The organism is Pseudogemmobacter hezensis (genome assembly GCF_013155295.1).
In the GTDB taxonomy this organism is placed as follows: Bacteria; Pseudomonadota; Alphaproteobacteria; order Rhodobacterales; family Rhodobacteraceae; genus Pseudogemmobacter; species Pseudogemmobacter hezensis.
In genome coordinates, this window is the sequence record NZ_JABJXT010000017.1 from 42881 (window position 1) to 59563 (window position 16683).

Sequence of the window (16683 nt, forward strand, 5' to 3'; positions counted from 1 at the left end):
GGTCTGTGGTCAGTCGTCATTGCGCTCGGTGAGGACTTCGCCGGTGGCGGCCTCGACCAGCGCTTCGATGCGGCGGCCCTGGGGGTTGATCGCCTCGATTTCATGGGTGCGCCCGTCATCCTCGGCGCTGCGCACGACATAGCCGCGGGCCTCAAAGGCCAGTACGGTCTCTGACAGCGGGCGGATGGGCTTTTGTTGCGCGTTGGCACTGATCGGGGTGATAAGGGTCAGGGTGATGGCGAAAAGCGGCAGGCGAAACATGGTAAGATGTCCTTTCATCGGGTCAGCGAGCAGGGGGCTTACCCCTGTGGCCTGGCCCTTTGATCACAACCGCGCTGACGCCTGGCTGACAGGCTCTGTCAGGGAATTGTCAGGAACGGGCAGCTAAGAAAGGCCATGCAGATCCGCCCCGCCCTCATTTTCTCTGTGCTGCTCTGGCTGCCGCTGGGCACGCCTGCCCTGGCCGAAACGCCACGGGCGCCCGGCTTTTTGCCGCAGATCGGCTTTGATGACGGGCTGGATGCGGGTGTGGCGCGGGCCGCGATGCTGCGCGGCGAGATCCTGCCGCTGGACCGCATCCTGGCGCAGTTGCGCGCCGCCTTTCCCGGTGAGATCATTGAAATCCAGCTGGAGCTGGAGGATGGCAGTTTCGTCTATGAGTTTGACATCCTCAGCCCCGATGGCCGCCTTTTTGAGGTAGAGCTGGATGCAGCCACCGGCCAGGTGATCGAGATCGAAGAGGGCGATGATGATGACTGATGCTGCCCGTGCCGGTGCCAGCGGCTTTGATTTCATGCGGGGCGGCAGATGCGCTGTCTGATCGTCGAGGATGACCCCGCGATTGCGCGTGATCTTGCGGCGGCGCTTGGCGGGGCCGGGTTTCTGACCGAGCATGTCGGGGATGGTGAAACCGCCTGGTTTCGCGGCGGCACCGAGGATTATGATCTGGTGGTGCTGGATCTGGGGCTGCCGCGCCTTGACGGGCTGAGCGTGCTGAAACGCTGGCGGGCCGAGGGGCGCGATATGCCGGTGCTGGTGCTGACGGCGCGCGGCAGCTGGCATGAGCGGGTCGAGGGGATCGACTCGGGGGCCGATGACTACCTGCCAAAGCCGTTTCGGATGGAAGAGCTGGTGGCGCGGGCGCGGGCGCTGGTGCGTCGTGCGGGCGGCAAGCCTGGCCCTGTCCAGGAGATGGGGCTTCTGGCGCTGGACACCAACCACCAGACGGCCGCGGTGGCGGGGCGGGCGGTGGCGGTCACGGCGCTGGAATTTCGGCTGCTGGCCTATCTGATGATGCAGGCGGGGCGGGTGGTCTCGCCCGGCGAGCTGCTGGAACATCTTTACGGCGATGACGCCTCGCGCGAGGTCAACGCGCTTGAGGCGCTGATCGCAAGGCTGCGGCGCAAGACCGGCCAGGGCGTGATCGGCACGCGGCGCGGCTTTGGCTATTTCCTGGAAGCCGCCGCATGAGGTTCAGCCGCTCGATCCGTCTGCGGTTGGGGCTGGCGGCGGTCCTGACCATCACGCTGGCGCTGGTGGTGGGCGGGCTGGTGCTCTCGGCGATGTTTGACCGCCAGATCAAGCGCCTGGCTGGGCTTGATCTGGGTGAACGCTCGGTCATGCTGATGGCGGGGCTGCGCCCGCTGGTTGCTGATCCGGGGGCAGAGCCCGAGCCCGATCCCGGGCTCGGGGGCGATCCGCGCTATCTGCGGCCCTATTCGGGCTATTACTGGCAGCTTGAGGTCGGGGGGCGCAGCTATCGCGCGCAATCGCTGTGGGATGCGGTGCTGCCGCTGCCGCCCGAGGGTGCGCCCGGCGAGGCGGTGATCACCACCGGGCCTGGGCCTGACGGGCAGCAGCTGATGATCCATGACCGGCTGATCCTGGTCGGGCCGGATGCTGTTCCGGTGCGGATCTCGGTTGCGCTGGATCTGCGCAGCCAGATCGAGGCGCAGAGCCTGTTCCAGCGCGATCTGGTGCCGTTTCTGGCGGTGCTGGGGGCGTTGTTGTTGCTGGCCTCGGTGATCCAGATCGCGGTCGGGCTGCGCCCGTTCCGGCGCATCCGCCAGCAGGTCACGCGGCTGGGCCAGGGCACAGAACAGCGGCTGGGCTATGACATGCCTCAGGAAGTAGAGCCCCTGGCCCGCGAGATCGACGCGCTGCTGGACGAGCGCGACGCCCGTATCACCCGCGCCCGCCACCGCGCCGCAGATCTGGCCCATACGCTGAAAACTCCCCTGCAGGCGCTGATGGGCGAGGCCGGCCGGCTGGAGGCCGCCGGGCAAAGCGCCCCGGCCCGCGCGATTACCCAGATCACCCACACCATCCGCCAGCGCGTCGATCACGAGCTGGGCCGCGACCGCATCGCCGGTAAAGGCGTCAGCGATCCCGCCCGCGTGGCGCGTGGCGTGGTCGATGTGCTGCGCCGGACCGCCAGGGGGGCAGAGGTTGCAATCACGGTTGATGTGGCCGTGAGGCCCTTGCGCATCGACGCCCAGGATCTGGCCGAAGCGCTTGGCGCTCTGGCCGAGAATGCGCTGGCCCATGCGCGAAGCACCGTCTCGATCCGGTCAGAGCCAGCGGGGGCGATGCTTTTGCTGGTGGTCACCGATGACGGGCCGGGCATTCCCGATGCGCAGATTGCGCTGGTCACAAGACGCGGGGTCAGCCTCAGGGATGAGGCGGGCAGCGATGGTCTGGGCCTTGCCCTGGTCCAGGAGATTGTCACGCTCAATGAGGGCAGTCTGCGGTTTGACAGCACCCCCGATGGGCTGCGCGTCGAAATGGGGTTCCGGCTGGCCGAGACCGGCTGAGGGCATCCCCTGACTGCGGCGCAGACAGTGCGGATCAGCAAAGAGGCGGGGCAATTTGCCATCTGTCGGGGCTGTCATATCTGATCCAGATCAGATCGGGCCTGCGAAAGCGCCGTTAACCTGCATCTGTGATTCGCGTTTGAGGACGATGTGACAGCGACAGAACCTGAAAAAGCACCGGCCAGGGCGGCGCTGTCGCGGCTGATGCTGCCGGGGGCTGCATCTTTGCGGATCGCGGCGGCGCTGTCGTGTGGCCAGGCGCTTTTATGGCCGCTGCAGGCCGGGCTGGTGGCGCTGGCCTTCGCGCAGCTGCTGGCAGGGGGCGGTATCAGCTGGCTTTACGTGCCGGGTTTTCTGGCCCTGGGTCTGTTGCGCATCGGCCTTGGCTGGGCGGGCGAGCGTGCGGCCGAGGCGGCGGCGCTGAATGTGATCGCCACCGCCCGCGCCCGCATCCTGGCGCGTGAGGCGCGGCGCGCGGGGCACGGCGCCTCTGGTGGGGCCTTTGCTGGTGCGGGTGCGCTGGCCTCACTGGCCGGCGATAAGCTGGAGCGGCTGGGCGCTTTCACCCTGCGCTATGCGCCTGCGCGGGCGCGGATGATGGTGATGCCGCTGGTCATCTTGCTGATTGCGCTGTGGTTTTCCTGGGCGGTGGCGCTGATCTTTCTGATCTCAGGCCCGCTGATCCCGGTCTTTATGGCGCTGGTTGGCATGGCGGCCCGCGATGCCAGCGCGGCGCAGCTGAACCAGCTGGGCAGCATGAGCGAGGCGCTGGTCGAGCGGCTGGCTGCGCTGGCCGATATCCGGCTTTTGGGGGCCTCGGGCCGGGTCGCGGATGATTTCGCCACCGGGGCCGAGGGGCTGCGCAAAGGCAGTATGAAGGTGCTGGCGATCGCCTTCCTGTCCTCGACCGTGCTTGAGCTGTTCTCGGCCATTGGCGTGGCGATGGTGGCGGTCTGGGTCGGATTCTCTTTGCTGGGGCAGATCGGTTTCGGCAGCTGGGGGGAGGGGCAGATCAGCCCGGCGGCGGGGATGTTTCTTTTGCTGCTGGCCCCCGATTTCTATCAGCCGATGCGCGATCTGGCCGCGGCCTGGCATGACCGCGCCGATGCCGAAGCGGTGGCGGCAGAGTTGGCGCTGGCAGAGACGGATGAGGGCCCGGCCATCATGGGGCAGGGGGCGCGGGTAGCGCCCTTGCCGGGGCCTGCCACCCTGTCGCTGCGTGGCGGTGTGACACCGCAAGGCGCTGCGCTGCCCGATATCGGGATCAGGGCGGGCGAGAAAGTGGCGCTGGTCGGGCCATCGGGGGCGGGCAAAACCACGATCTTGCGGCAGCTGGCGGGGCTGGACCCGATTGCTCTGGGCGAGGTGCTGGTCGCCGGGCAAAGGCTGAACGATGCGACCGCAGATGCCTGGCGGGCGCGGATCGGCTGGATGCCGCAGGCGGTGCATTTCACCAATGAAAGCCTTGCGGCCAATCTGCATCTGGGGCGCGAGGGCGATCCCTGGCCTGCGCTGCGGCTGGCGGCGGCGGATCAGGTGGTGGCGGGGCTGCCGGACGGGCTTTTGACCCGGCCTGGCGAAAACGGCGCCGGGCTTTCGGGCGGCGAGGCGCGGCGGCTCACCCTGGCGCGGGCGCTTTTCGGAGCACCGGATGTGATCCTTGCGGATGAGCCGACGGCGGATCTGGACGCTGAGACAGCGGATGCGGTGACAAAGGGGCTGCTGGCGGCGGCGGGGCCGCATGTGACGCTGGTGGTGGCGACCCATGATGCCGGGCTTGCCGCGCGGATGGACCGGATCATCCGGATCGGGGGTGCGGCATGAGGGCGCTTTGGCAGATCCTGTGCCTGATGCAGGCCGGGCAGCGCCGCAGCCTGTTGCGGGGCGCGGCGCTCTCGGTGCTGGTCCTGGTGATGGGGGTGGCGCTTTTGGGCCTTTCGGGCTGGTTCATCACGGCGGCAGCGGCGGCGGGGCTGGCGGGGGCAGGCGCGGTTTTCGATGTGTTTCGCCCCTCGGCCGGGGTGCGGTTCCTGGCGCTTGGCCGCACCGCCGCCCGCTATGGCGAGCGGATGCTGACCCATGACGCCACTTTACGCGCCCTGCAAAGCCTGCGGCTTGAGGTGCTGGCGGGGTTTCTGGTTGCGCCCTGGTCGCGGGTTGTCAGGCTGCGCAGCAGTCGTGCGGTGCATCGGCTGATCGGCGATATTGACGCGCTGGATGGGCTGGTTTTGCGCCTGCTGCTGCCGGTTCTGGCGGCGCTGCTGACGCAGGCGCTGGCCTTTCTGGCGCTTTGGTGGCTGGTCGATCTGCGGATGGCGCTGGTCGTGGTGCTGCCTGCGCTGGCGGGGGCCATGCTGATCGTGGCCATCGAGGCCCGGCGCACCGCGCCCCTGTCGCGGCGTATGGCGGCAGCGGCCGAGGCGATGCGGATGCGCCTGATCGACCTGATCCGCGCCCGCGATGATCTGGCGGTCAGCGGGCGGCTGCCCGTCCAGGCCGAAGCGGTGACCCGGGCCGAGGCCCGCCGCCGCGATCTGGCGCAGATCCTGATGCAAAGGGGCCGCAATGCGGGGGCCGCGCTGTCGCTGGTCGCGCTGGTCTCGGCGGCGGGGGCGCTTTGGCTGGGGCTGGATCTGGCGCAGGCGGGGCAGATCAGCCCAGCCCGGGCGGCGCTTGGGTTTTTTGCCGCGCTGGCCCTGGCCGAGACGCTGCACCCTTTGCGCCGCGCTTGCGCCGATATCGGCCAGATGCGCGACGCGGCGCGGCGGGTGGTGGCGGGCCGCGCGGTTTCTTCGGCCCGCTCTTGTCTGAAAGCGGGGCCTGATGTCGGAAAGCCCCTGGCCGGGATCTCTGATGGCCAGCCGGTGCTTGAGATCCGGGCCCTTGCGCTGCGGGCCGCAGATGGCCAGGGGCGACAGCTGCTTTCGGGCTTTGATCTGCGCCTGATGTCGGGGGCGCGTATGGCTCTGACCGGGGCCAGCGGATCGGGAAAATCGACGCTTTTGCTGGCGATTGCGGGGCTGCACCCTTTCCATGGCCAGATCCTGCTGGCGGGTCAGCCGCTGGCCTCATACGAGGAAAGCACGCTGCGCCAGCTGGTCACGCTGGTGCCGCAGCGCCCGGCTTTGCTGGCGGGCACGATCCGCGACAATCTGCGGCTGGCAGCACCGGAGGCCCCTGACAGCGCCCTGGTGGCCGCGCTGCAGACGGTCGCGCTTTGGCCGCAGCTGCAGGGGCGCGGCGGGCTGGACTATCGGCTGGGCAGCCGGGGCGCGGGGCTTTCGGGCGGCGAGGGGCGGCGGCTGGCGCTGGCCCGCGCCGTTCTGCGCCAGCCGCGCCTTTTGCTGCTGGATGAGCCGACCGAGGGGCTGGATGATGCAACCGCCCGCCAGGTGCTGGCGGCGCTCTGCGACAGATTGCCCCGCACGGCGGTGCTGATGGCCTCGCATCGGGGGGCAGAGCGGGAAATGGCGCAGCAGATCGTCGCACTGCGCCAATAAGTCATATTCTGAATGCCGAATATTGATCCAGATCATCCCGGCCCGGTGCGGTCGGTATTACACCGCGCCTGGATGGATCATTCCCGGCACCGGGGATCCGAATCTATGGAGCTGAAGAAATGGAATTCGGCATCGTCGAGCTGTCACGGCTGCAATTTGCCCTGACCGCGATGTACCACTTTCTCTTCGTGCCGCTGACACTGGGTCTGTCGATCCTGGTTGCGATCATGGAGACGGTCTATGTCATGACCAATCGCCCGATCTGGCGACAGATGACAAAATTCTGGGGCATGCTGTTCGGGATCAACTTTGCGCTTGGCGTGGCGACCGGCATCACCATGGAGTTCCAGTTCGGCATGAACTGGAGCTATTACAGCCATTATGTCGGCGACGTCTTTGGTGCGCCGCTGGCGATCGAGGGGCTGATGGCCTTCTTCCTTGAGGCCACTTTCGTCGGGCTGTTCTTCTTTGGCTGGGACCGCCTGTCCAAAGTCGCGCATCTGGTTGTGGCCTGGCTGGTTGCGATCGGCTCGAACTTCTCGGCTTTGTGGATCCTGATCGCCAATGGCTGGATGCAAAATCCGGTCGGCGCGGAATTCAACCCGATGACCATGCGGATGGAGATGACCGATTTCTTCGCCGTGCTGTTCAACGAGGTCGCCCAGGCGAAGTTCGTGCATACCGTCTCGGCGGGCTATGTGACGGCCTCGGTCTTTGTGATCGGCGTCTCGGCCTGGTATCTGCTGCGCGGCCGCCATACTGAACTTGCGCGCCGTTCGATCACCGTGGCTTCGGCCTTTGGTCTGGCCTCGGCTTTCTCGGTTGTGCTGCTGGGCGACGAGTCGGGCTATGACACCTCGCTGAACCAGAAGATGAAAATGGCCGCAATCGAGGCCATGTGGGAGACCGAGCCCGCGCCCGCCAGCTTTACCCTGTTCGGCTTCCCCGATCAGGAAGCCCGCGAGACGAAATGGGCGATCCATGTGCCCTATGTCATGGGCCTGATCGGCACCCGCAGCCTGACCGAGGAAATCCCCGGCATCGCGCAGCTGGTGGAACAGGCCGAGGGGCGCATCCGCTCGGGGCTGATTGCCTATGATGCGCTGATGGTGGTGCGTGAACAGCGCGAGGCCACCGATCCCGCCGTCATGGCGACGTTCGAGGAGCATTCCGCCGATCTGGGCTTTGCCTTCCTGTTGCGCAAATATGTCGATGACCCCCGCACCGCCAGCGAGGACCAGATCAGGGCCGCCGCCAATGATACGGTGCCGACGGTCTGGCCGCTGTTCTGGGCGTTCCGGATCATGGTGGCGCTTGGGATGGGCTTCATCGTGACCATGGCCTACTTCTTCTGGCGCACTTCTTTCAGGGGCATGCGCTATCCCAGATGGTCGCTGCATGTGGCGGTCTGGATGATCCCCGCGCCCTGGATCGCGGCCGAGATGGGCTGGATCGTCGCCGAGTTCGGTCGCCAGCCCTGGACGGTGGATGGGGTGCTGCCGACCGCGATGTCGGTCTCGGCGCTGTCGGTCACCGAGGTCGCGCTGACGCTGGCCGGGTTCATCGCCTTTTACACGGTTCTCTTCATCATCGAGATGGGGCTGATGCTGAAATATATCCGCAAAGGCCCCTTCCAGGATGTCGAAGAGACCGAGGCCTGGATGCAGCGCCATCAGAACCGTCTTGTCGGCCGGCGGAATGCCGATGCCATTGCCCAGCCTGCGGAGTGAACAGCCATGATTTTGCATGAACTTCTCAGCTATGAGATCCTGCGGGTGATCTGGTGGGGGCTTTTGGGCATCCTGCTGATCGGCTTTGCGATGACGGATGGCTTCGACATGGGGGTCGCGGCGCTTTTGCCTTTCGCGGGCAAAACCGACCTGGAGCGCCGCGTCGTCATCAATACCGTAGGCCCGGTATGGGAGGGCAACCAGGTCTGGTTCATCCTGGGCGGCGGCGCGATCTTTGCCGCCTGGCCGCCGCTTTATGCGGTCAGCTTCTCGGGGTTTTACCTGGCGATGTTTGCGGTGCTGGCCTGCTTTATCGTGCGGCCGGTGGCGTTCAAATATCGCTCGAAAAAGGATGATCCGAAATGGCGCAGCCGCTGGGACTGGGCGCTTTTCGTCTCGGGTGCGGCGCCTGCGCTTTTGTTCGGTGTGGCGGTGGGCAATGTGATCCAGGGCGTGCCCTTCAGTTTTACCGATGATCTGCACTCGGTCTATCAGGGCGCCTGGTACACCAAATTCATCGGGCTGCTGGATCCGTTCTCGATCCTTGCCGGGCTGGTTTCGCTGGCGATGCTGGTCACCCATGGCGCGGCCTGGCTGTCGGTCAAGACCGATGGTGCGGTTCAGGCGCGGGCGCGGGCGATCGGATCGGTCTTCGCGCTGATCTCGGTGGCGGGCTATATCCTGGCCGGGCTATGGCTGGCCTATGGGATTGAGGGCTACCGGATCATTGGTGATTACGTGACCGGCGGCCCCTCGAACCCGTTGCATTTCAATGTAGAGCGCAGCGCAAGCTGGCTTTCCGCCTATGCGGAACGCCCCTGGATCACGATTGCCCCGGCACTGGGGATCATCGGCGGGCTTTTGACCTTTCTTGGCCTGCGCGCCGGGCGCGAGGTCTCGACGCTGATCTTCTCGAAACTCTCGATCCTTGGGGTGATTTCCTCGGTTGGGCTGATGATGTTTCCTTTCATCCTGCCCTCGTCGATTGATCCGCAATCCTCGCTTTTGGTGTGGAATGCCTCTTCCTCGCATCTGACGCTTTTCATCATGCTGGTCTGTGCGGCGATCTTCATGCCGCTGATCCTGGCCTATACCGCCTGGGTTTACAAAGTCCTGTGGGGCAAGGTGACCGAGAAAGACGTGGCTGAAAACTCTCACTCTCTTTACTGACGGAAAGGACTGCAAATGTGGTATTTTGCCTGGATGCTCGGCCTGCCGCTGGCCGCGATTTTCGCGGTGATGAACGCAATGTGGCTGGAGCTGAAAGAGGATGAAAAGATGATCCGCAGCACGGAAGAAAAGGGCTGAGGCGTAGGGCGGGCACCTGCCCAGACCTTGACCGGATCGTCTGAACAAAAACCCCCGGCGGCGCGACAGCCCGCCGGGGGTTTTTCTGCCCTGTGCCCCCGCCAGGGGGGCGGTATTTGCATCGAATTATGACAGATCTTGCGCTTTGGCCGGGTGACCTGCTAGGCCCCGGCTGCAATACAAACCCCCGGAGGGGTGGAACTTGGCGCAAGATGATCGTCCGTCGACAACCAGGCGCGGTGTTGAAGAGGCCGGGCCTGAAAGCCTGTCCCTGGCGGGCTGGATTCATGCCGCAGGCGGGGCCTGCCTGATCGTCATCGCCTGGGCGGCAGCCGAGGCGCTGGTCAGCGCAACCGGCCTGCCGCTGCCGCCGGCGATTGTCGGTATGGGGCTGCTTTTCATGATGATCGTTCTGCGCCCGGCGCTGGTTTTGGCCATCCGGCCCGCAGGACAGGGGCTTTTGAAAAGGCTGCCTTTGTTTCTTTACCCGGTAACGGCGGGGTTTCTGACCCTGCCGCCGATCGGCTTTGCAGATCTGCTGAAGCTGCTGCTGGTGCTTTGCGCCTCGCTGATCGTGTCGATGCTTGTTTGTGTGCGTATTTTTCACATGATGAGCCGTGATGATCGCTGATCTTGCCCTTCAGGCCGGCACAGTTCTGGCGACCCTTATGCTCTGGGTCGTGGCCAGGGCGATCGCAGCGCGTATCCCGGTGGCGCCTTTCAGCAATCCGCTGGTGATCGGCGGCATCCTGCTGTGCCTTGGGCTAAGCGCTGCACGTATCGCGCCCGGGGCCTATCTGGCCAATGTCAGGGCGCTGACGATTTTCATCCCGATTGCGACCGTCGCCCTGGCCCTGCCTTTGTGGGAGCAAAGACGGCTGATCCAGGCCAATGCGGCGGCGATGTCGCTGGCCTGTCTGGCCTCGGCCGTGACCGGGATCGGGACGGTGCTGCTGGGCGGCTGGCTGCTGCAGATTGACCCGGCGCTGATCGCAAGTGCCGGGCCAAAGGCCACCACGCTGGCCGTGGCGCTGCCTTTGTCGCAGGCGACAGGTGGCATTGACGCGCTGGCAATGGCTGCGGTGATGTTCAACGGGATCGGCGGCATGCTGATTTCGGATCTGGCCTTCCGGCTGGGGGCCGGGCGCACCGGGCCTGAAGAGCGCGCTTTTGCCCTGGGCGTCACCTCGCATGCCATGGGGATTGCCAGGGCGCTGTCTGTCTCGCCCCGGGCGCTGTCGCTGGCCAGCTGCGGCATGCTGCTTTCGGCGCTGCTTACCGCGCTGTGTTACAGCCTGTTTTTGCTGATCCGGGGCTGAACAGGCCCCTTATCAGCCGCCCCGCATTTCGATCAGCTCGATGATCAGCCCCTCTTCCGGGCTGCGGAAGTAGACGATGCGCAGGCCGGTATTCGGCCCCTGGTCGATGACGATGACCTCGCCGACCTGTTCCAGCGGCCAGGCGCGGGCGCGGGTCAGCATGCTGTCCATATCGCTGACATTCATCGCCATATGCAAAGACCCCAGATCCACGGGGCGGGGCCTGTAATCCTGGCGATCCGCCGGGCCGGAATAGCACAGCAGTTCGATATTGGCGGGGCCGTTGCGCATATAGACAATCTCGACCTCGGCGCCCGGAACCCCTGTCACCGCCTCGATTATCTCAGGATCGCGCGGCGCCCGCGAGAAACGCTCAAAGCCAAAGAGATCCCGAAACAGCGCCTCGGCGCGGTCAAGATCCTTTACGGTGATGCCGGTGTGATTGACGGTGACAGACATGGTGGTTCCTTTGGTATGCGGCATGAGATCGGGGCGCTGGCCCGGATCCGGGATCAAAGCGGCGGCCAGAGCGGGGCAGCCAGCCCGGCTGCGGGTTTTTCCGGCGCGGATCTTGGCCCAGCAGTCCCCCCCCGCGCCACCCGCAGCGCCGAGCGAACCTGGCGCGGCTCGAAGGCGGGGTCGATCTGGGCGATGATCGTCAGGGCGATGCGGGCAAAGTGATCGGCCAGCAAAAGCGCCACCCTTTCGCCGTCACGCGCGGCGCAGGCCTCCATGATCGCCTCATGCTCTTCGCCAGACTGCTGATAAGAGCGGGGCTGGGTCAGATAAAGCCGCCGATAGCGCCCGGCATGCTCGTTGAGGCGGGTCGAGAAATCGACATGGCGCGCCCCGGCCAGCCGGATCGGGATCATGTGGAAGGCCCGGTGCGCGGCATCAAATTCGGCGAAATGTGCGGGGTCGGCGCTGGCCTTCATCTGCGCGAGGCAGTCACGCATGCCGGCAATGTCAGCCTCGGTCAGATCGGGCACGGTGCTGCGAACTGTGGTGGTGTCCAGCTTGATCCTCAGGGCGTAAAGCTCATCCAGATCATCCATCGAGGTTGGCGAGATCACCACCTGACGCCCGCGTTCTGAGGTGATCAGCCCCTCTTTCTCGATCAGCCGCAAAGCCTCGCGCACGGGGGTGCGGCTGAGGCCAAGCCGGTCGGCGATCCTGACCTGGCTAAGGCGGCCGCCGGGCGGCAGCTCGCCCTCCAGTATCGCCTGGCGAATGCGCAGATAGGCATCCGTCATGCGGATGCCGGGCGCGGCCTCGGGCAGCGTATCTGCCTGGTTCGTCTGCGGTGAAACCGGGTCTGGCATCAGCTGGCCCCCTTTGTTGGCAGGGATGATGGGCCAGACCCGCGCGCGGGGCGTGGTGCCTGGCGGCTCACAGCGGCTTGATCTCTTTTGGCGTATCGGCCTGCTGACCCCATTCATGCCATGACCCGTCATAAAGACGCCAGTCGGAATGGCCGATGGCCTCAAGCATGAAGCCAAGGATCGAGGCGGTGACGCCAGAGCCGCAGGTGGTGATCACCTGGCCCGACAGATCGACGCCATTGGCGACAAAGATCTGCGCCGCGCGTTCGGGGCTGACGAAGCGGTAAGAGGGGGCTGGCTCATAAAACAGCGCCCAGGGGGTATTGATCGCGCCCGGCATATAGCCCGAGGCAACGCCGGGATAGCCCGAGCCCTCATGCCCGTCAAAGCGGGCGGCGGTGCGGGCGTCGATGATGCTGGCCCCGTCGGCGACCAGGCGGCGCATCTCTGGCAATGCGACGACGCGGCCTTCGGTCAGGCGGGCCGGGAAGACGCGGGGGGCGGGCGCGGCGAAATCGCCGGTCTCAACGGCGCGGCCCTCGGCCAGCCATTTGCGCCAGCCGCCGTTCAGGATCCTGACCCGATCATGCCCGAAGGTGCGCAACATCCACCACAGCCGGGCCGAGACATAGCCCGCATCATAAAGGATCACTTCGGTTTCAGCCCCGATGCCCAGCCCGCCGATCACCCGCGCAAAAACCTCTGCCTTTGGCAGCATGTTCACATAGGGCGAATCCGGATCCGAGACCGCATTCAGATCCAGAAAACGGGCACCGGGAATATGGCCTGCCCGAAACTCATCATGCGCATCGCGCCCGGCATCGGGCACATACCAGGAACAATCCAGCACCACATGGTCGCCGCCCTCAGGCAGCGCCGCCAGCTCATCCGTCTCAATCAGCCATTTACTCATGATTTCATCCCTCAGCGCTGAATGCCAGGGCGGCGCGGGGCTTCGACCCAGCTTGCGCCGCTCAGGACGCCGCCATCAATCACCAGGTTTTGCCCGGTGACATAGCGGGTGGCGGGGGCGACCAGGTAAAGCGCGGTCGTGACCAGATCTTCGGGCACCGCCAGCCGCGCCTGGGGGATGAAATTCGCAAACCACTCTGCGCGATAGTCGTCATCCCACAGCGGGCGGGTGAATTCGGTCTGCACAAAGCCCGGCTCGATCGCGTTCACCTGGATATTGTCACCCGCCCATTCATGCGCTTGGCTGCGCGTCAGCGAGGTCACCGCCGCCTTGGTCGCCGCATAGACCGAGATCGTGTCGAAAGAGATACTCGCCGAAAGCGAGCTGAAATGCAGGATCTTGCCGCCGCCTTGCGCCTTCATCACCGGATGCACCGCCTGCGACAGGAAATAGACCGAACGCAGATTGACCGAGGTGATCAGATCGAAGTCTTCCGGCGTGACCTCGGTGATCGGCTTGCGACGGTTGGCGCCCTGCAGGTTGACCAGAATGTCGATCCGCCCGGTGATCGCCTTCGCGCGGGCAACCAGGTCGGCGGCGGCCCCGGCGCTGCTAAGATCGGCCTGCAGCCCGACGAACTCCAGCCCTTTGGCGGTGAAATCCTGGGCCAGCCGATCCAGCCTGTCCTGCGCCAGATCATGGACGATGACCTGCGCACCCGCACGGGCCAGCCCCTCGGAAACCGCAGAGCCGATGGCCCCCGCCCCCCCGGCAACAAGAGCGGTTTTGCCCGCCAGCGAAAAAAGATCTGAAAGATAGGCGGACATGTCTGGGTCTTTCCCGGCTGTTGCCCCGCTCTGCCCGAAGCAGAAAGCGGGGTGAAGTTATCTTGTTTCAGGATACAGAAAGGCAGGATTTGCTTTCTGTGCTGCATTGCAAAGCGGAAATCCACTTCTGGCAGACCGCAGCAGGCCTTTTGCCACGCTGTCCACAGATTAGCGCCTTCCAGACTGAAAATTAAAGGAAATTATTATGCTATTGCCCCGTGGCCCTGCAGTATTTTCCTTCTCCCGCTGCGTGTAAAAGAAACAATTTCTTCCACTTTACTGCGCTGCAGCATGGCGCAAACTGCATACAGTTTTGCAGATCAGGAATCAGACAAATGCTGAAACGTTCCTTCCTTCTTGCGGCCTCGGCGATTGCGCTGTCGGGCGCATTCGGGCTGCCCGCCCTGGCCGAACCAAAGGGCAAGGATGCCGAGGTTACCATCCTCGTGTCGCCGCTGACCTTTGCCTTCCCGCATTTCGTGTTCCTTACCGATGAGCTGAAGGCCGAGGCCGAGGCGCTTGGCGGGGTCACGATCAATGTGGCCGATGGTCAGCTTTCGGCGCCCAAGCAAATCGCCGATATCGAGGCCGCGATTGTTCAGGGCGTGGACGGGATCATTCTCGCCCCGGTCGAGGCCGATGCCCTGGCCCCGGTGGTGCAGCAGGCGATTGATGCGGGGATCACCGTGGTTACCATCGACCGCCCCGTGAATGGCGTGCCCGATGTGCTGGCCAATGTCAGCGCCGATAATTTCAAAGGGGCCGAGGCCCAGGGCGAAGCGGTTGTCCGCGCCTTTCCCGATGGGGCGACCATCGTGAACCTGCAGGGCATCCCGGGCGACAAAACCGCCAATGACCGCAGCGGCGGCGCCCATAAGGTGCTGGATGCGGCCGGCGGGAAATATGTTTTCGTGGCCGAGCAGGCGGGCAATTTCTCGCGCGACAAGGGGCTTGAGGTGACCGAGAACATCCTCACCGGCCTTGCCGAGGTGCCGCAGGTCATCATCGCCGGCAATGACGATATGGCGCTTGGGGCCGCCCAGGCCGTTGAGGCGCGGGGGCTTGCGGGCAAGGTTGCGATCTATGGCTATGACGGTTCGGAAGAGGCGCTTAAGGCGGTGAAATCGGGCACGCTGGCCGCAACCGTTGACCAGTTCCCGGGTCTGCAGGGCCGCACCGCCGTCAAAACCCTGGTCGACTATGTCCGCGAGGGCACCCGCCCTGCCTCGTCTGAGGTTCTGGTGGCCCCGGTTGCCATCACTGCCGACACTCTCGACCAGGCAGAGCGCGTGGGGTTGATCGGCGAATGACATCTGCCTCCTCCCTCGGGGGGGTGGCGCAAGCCGGGGCGGGGCCAGACAACGGCCCCGCCCACGAATTTTTCGTCCCCGCTCCGCATGAGCCCGCAGGCTCTGCCCCCGCGCCCGCTTTCGGCCCTGTCATTCTTGAGGCAGAGGGTCTGGTCAGGCGTTTCTTCGGCGTCACCGTTCTGGATGGCGTCTCGCTTTCGCTGGCGGCGGGCGAGGTGCGGGCCCTGCTGGGTGAAAACGGGGCGGGGAAATCAACCATGATCAACCTGCTGTCGGGGGTGCATCAGCCCGATGGCGGGCAGCTGCGCCTTGATGGCAGCCCGGTGCGGTTTGCCCGGCCGCTGGATGCGGATCACGCCGGGATCAGCGTCATCCGGCAGGAGCTTTCGCTTTTTCCCGATCTTTCGGTGGCCGAGGCGATCTTTGCCGGGCATCTGCCGCTGAACAGGTTTGGGCTGGTCGACTGGCCCCGGATGCGCCGGGCGGCAAGCGCCGCGCTCAGCCAGCTGGCCCCGGATATCGACATCAATGCGCCGGTCGCCAGCCTGTCGATTGCCCGGCAGCAGATGGTCGAGATCGCCCGCGCCCTGACCCGCAAGGCGCGGGTTGTCATCATGGATGAGCCGACCGCCTCGCTGTCGCCAAATGAGGTGGCACATCTGGGCCGTATCATCGCCGATCTCTCACGGGAGGGGGTGGCGGTGCTTTATGTCAGCCATCGGCTCGATGAGATACGGGCCTTTTGCCAGACCTATACCGTGCTGCGCGACGGCAAGGCCGTGGCCGGGGGGCGGGTCGCAGACACCGATATTCCCGCGCTGATCCGCGCCATGGCAGGGCGCGAGATTGCGGCCGCACAGAAGGCGCCGCCTGCCCCCGTCGCGGACCAGGGCACGGGCGAGCCGCTGCTGCAGATCCGCCATCTGGCATCACCTCAGGGGTTGCGGGGCGGACAGCGGGTGAAGGATGTCTCGTTTGCGCTGCGCCAGGGCGAGATCCTTGGCCTTGCAGGTATCGTTGGTGCCGGGCGCACCGAGACGGCCCGGATGATCTTCGGCCTTGACCCGGTTGGCCAGGGTGAGATCCGGCTTTTTGGTCAGCCTGTCCGCTTTGCCTCGCCCGCAGCGGCGATCGCGGCGGGCATCGGCTATGTCCCCGAGGACCGCAAGGGCCTTTCCCTGCTGCCGGGCCGCTCGGTCCATGAGAATTTTGCCCTGACCGGGGCGGTTCCCGCCCGCTTTGGCCGCAATGACCGGCGTGCAGAGGCGCGGCTGTTGGCCGGGTTCTGGCAGAAGCTGGGCATCCGGGCCGCCAGCCCCGGGGCGGCGATCACAACCCTTTCGGGCGGCAATCAGCAAAAGGTGATCCTGGCCCGCTGGATCGCGCTGAAGCCAAAGCTGCTGATCATCGACGAGCCGACGCGCGGCATCGATGTCGGCGCCAAAGAGGATGTCCACGCGCTGATCCGCGAGATTGCAGCAAGTGGCGTCGCCGTCCTGCTCATCTCATCCGACCTGCCCGAAGTGATGAGCCTGTCCCACCGCATTATCACCCTGCGCGAAGGGGTGACATCCTCTGACCAGCCTGCAGCAGGCATCACCGCCGAGGCGCTGATGACCCATATGACCCGGCACGCCTGAC

At 65.4% G+C, this 16683-nt stretch carries 17 protein-coding genes; 12 read left to right on the top strand and 5 right to left on the bottom strand.

What is annotated here, in order from left to right:
• Positions 1-9 precede the first annotated feature (9 nt).
• Positions 10-261, bottom strand: coding sequence for a PepSY domain-containing protein (locus HOY34_RS16635; protein WP_216654812.1), 252 nt, complete (start codon positions 259-261; stop codon positions 10-12).
• 135 nt (positions 262-396) lie between these two features.
• Between HOY34_RS16635 and HOY34_RS16640 the strand changes: the two genes are divergently transcribed.
• The 10 genes from HOY34_RS16640 to HOY34_RS16685 all read left to right on the top strand — a co-directional run bounded on the left by HOY34_RS16640 (position 397) and on the right by HOY34_RS16685 (position 10670).
• Complete coding sequence (locus HOY34_RS16640; protein WP_172364893.1) at positions 397-759, top strand: PepSY domain-containing protein; 363 nt, start codon at positions 397-399, stop codon at positions 757-759.
• Positions 760-807: 48 nt separating this feature from the next.
• On the top strand, positions 808-1470 hold the full coding sequence (locus HOY34_RS16645) for a response regulator transcription factor (RefSeq protein ID WP_172364895.1): 663 nt from the start codon (positions 808-810) through the stop codon (positions 1468-1470).
• On the top strand, positions 1467-2813 hold the full coding sequence (locus HOY34_RS16650) for a sensor histidine kinase (protein ID WP_172364897.1): 1347 nt from the start codon (positions 1467-1469) through the stop codon (positions 2811-2813). Before HOY34_RS16645 ends, HOY34_RS16650 begins: the two co-directional genes overlap by 4 nt.
• Positions 2814-2963: 150 nt before the next feature.
• The gene (locus HOY34_RS16655; RefSeq protein WP_366926975.1) at positions 2964-4637 is read left to right on the top strand and encodes an ABC transporter ATP-binding protein/permease; all 1674 of its coding nucleotides are present in this window, start codon (positions 2964-2966) and stop codon (positions 4635-4637) included.
• Positions 4634-6313 carry an amino acid ABC transporter ATP-binding/permease protein gene (locus HOY34_RS16660; RefSeq protein WP_172364898.1) on the top strand — a complete coding sequence of 560 codons (1680 nt, stop codon included), beginning with the start codon at positions 4634-4636 and terminating at the stop codon, positions 6311-6313. The genes HOY34_RS16655 and HOY34_RS16660 overlap by 4 nt, the downstream gene beginning before the upstream one ends.
• Before the next feature lie 119 nt (positions 6314-6432).
• Positions 6433-8043: a cytochrome ubiquinol oxidase subunit I gene (locus tag HOY34_RS16665; protein ID WP_172364900.1), complete on the top strand. Its 1611-nt coding sequence runs from the start codon at positions 6433-6435 to the stop codon at positions 8041-8043.
• Between the two features lie 6 nt (positions 8044-8049).
• Positions 8050-9213, top strand: a complete 1164-nt coding sequence (gene cydB, locus HOY34_RS16670) for a cytochrome d ubiquinol oxidase subunit II (RefSeq protein WP_172364902.1) — start codon at positions 8050-8052, stop codon at positions 9211-9213.
• A 15-nt stretch (positions 9214-9228) separates the two neighbouring features.
• Positions 9229-9351, top strand: a complete 123-nt coding sequence (gene cydX, locus HOY34_RS16675; protein ID WP_172364904.1) for a cytochrome bd-I oxidase subunit CydX — start codon at positions 9229-9231, stop codon at positions 9349-9351.
• Positions 9352-9553: 202 nt separating this feature from the next.
• Positions 9554-9982 (top strand): CidA/LrgA family protein, encoded by a 429-nt coding sequence (locus tag HOY34_RS16680; protein ID WP_172364906.1) that lies wholly within the window; start codon positions 9554-9556, stop codon positions 9980-9982.
• Positions 9972-10670, top strand: coding sequence for an LrgB family protein (locus HOY34_RS16685; RefSeq protein WP_172364908.1), 699 nt, complete (start codon positions 9972-9974; stop codon positions 10668-10670). The genes HOY34_RS16680 and HOY34_RS16685 overlap by 11 nt, the downstream gene beginning before the upstream one ends.
• 12 nt (positions 10671-10682) lie before the next feature.
• Here HOY34_RS16685 and HOY34_RS16690 read toward each other — a convergent pair whose 3' ends face one another.
• The 4 genes from HOY34_RS16690 to HOY34_RS16705 form a co-directional block, all read right to left on the bottom strand.
• On the bottom strand, positions 10683-11129 hold the full coding sequence (locus HOY34_RS16690) for a VOC family protein (protein ID WP_172364910.1): 447 nt from the start codon (positions 11127-11129) through the stop codon (positions 10683-10685).
• A 53-nt stretch (positions 11130-11182) separates the two neighbouring features.
• Positions 11183-11992 carry a GntR family transcriptional regulator gene (locus tag HOY34_RS16695; protein WP_172364912.1) on the bottom strand — a complete coding sequence of 270 codons (810 nt, stop codon included), beginning with the start codon at positions 11990-11992 and terminating at the stop codon, positions 11183-11185.
• Positions 11993-12059: 67 nt separating this feature from the next.
• Positions 12060-12905, bottom strand: a complete 846-nt coding sequence (locus HOY34_RS16700; protein ID WP_172364914.1) for a sulfurtransferase — start codon at positions 12903-12905, stop codon at positions 12060-12062.
• 11 nt (positions 12906-12916) lie between these two features.
• Positions 12917-13732 (bottom strand): SDR family NAD(P)-dependent oxidoreductase, encoded by an 816-nt coding sequence (locus HOY34_RS16705; protein ID WP_172364916.1) that lies wholly within the window; start codon positions 13730-13732, stop codon positions 12917-12919.
• 335 nt (positions 13733-14067) lie between these two features.
• Between HOY34_RS16705 and HOY34_RS16710 the strand changes: the two genes are divergently transcribed.
• Together HOY34_RS16710 and HOY34_RS16715 are read left to right on the top strand one after the other, a co-directional pair.
• Entirely contained in the window at positions 14068-15042 is a 975-nt protein-coding gene (locus tag HOY34_RS16710; RefSeq protein ID WP_172364918.1) for a substrate-binding domain-containing protein, read from the top strand.
• Positions 15039-16682, top strand: coding sequence for a sugar ABC transporter ATP-binding protein (locus tag HOY34_RS16715; RefSeq protein WP_172364920.1), 1644 nt, complete (start codon positions 15039-15041; stop codon positions 16680-16682). The genes HOY34_RS16710 and HOY34_RS16715 overlap by 4 nt, the downstream gene beginning before the upstream one ends.
• The last annotated feature ends 1 nt before the right edge of the window (position 16683 follow it).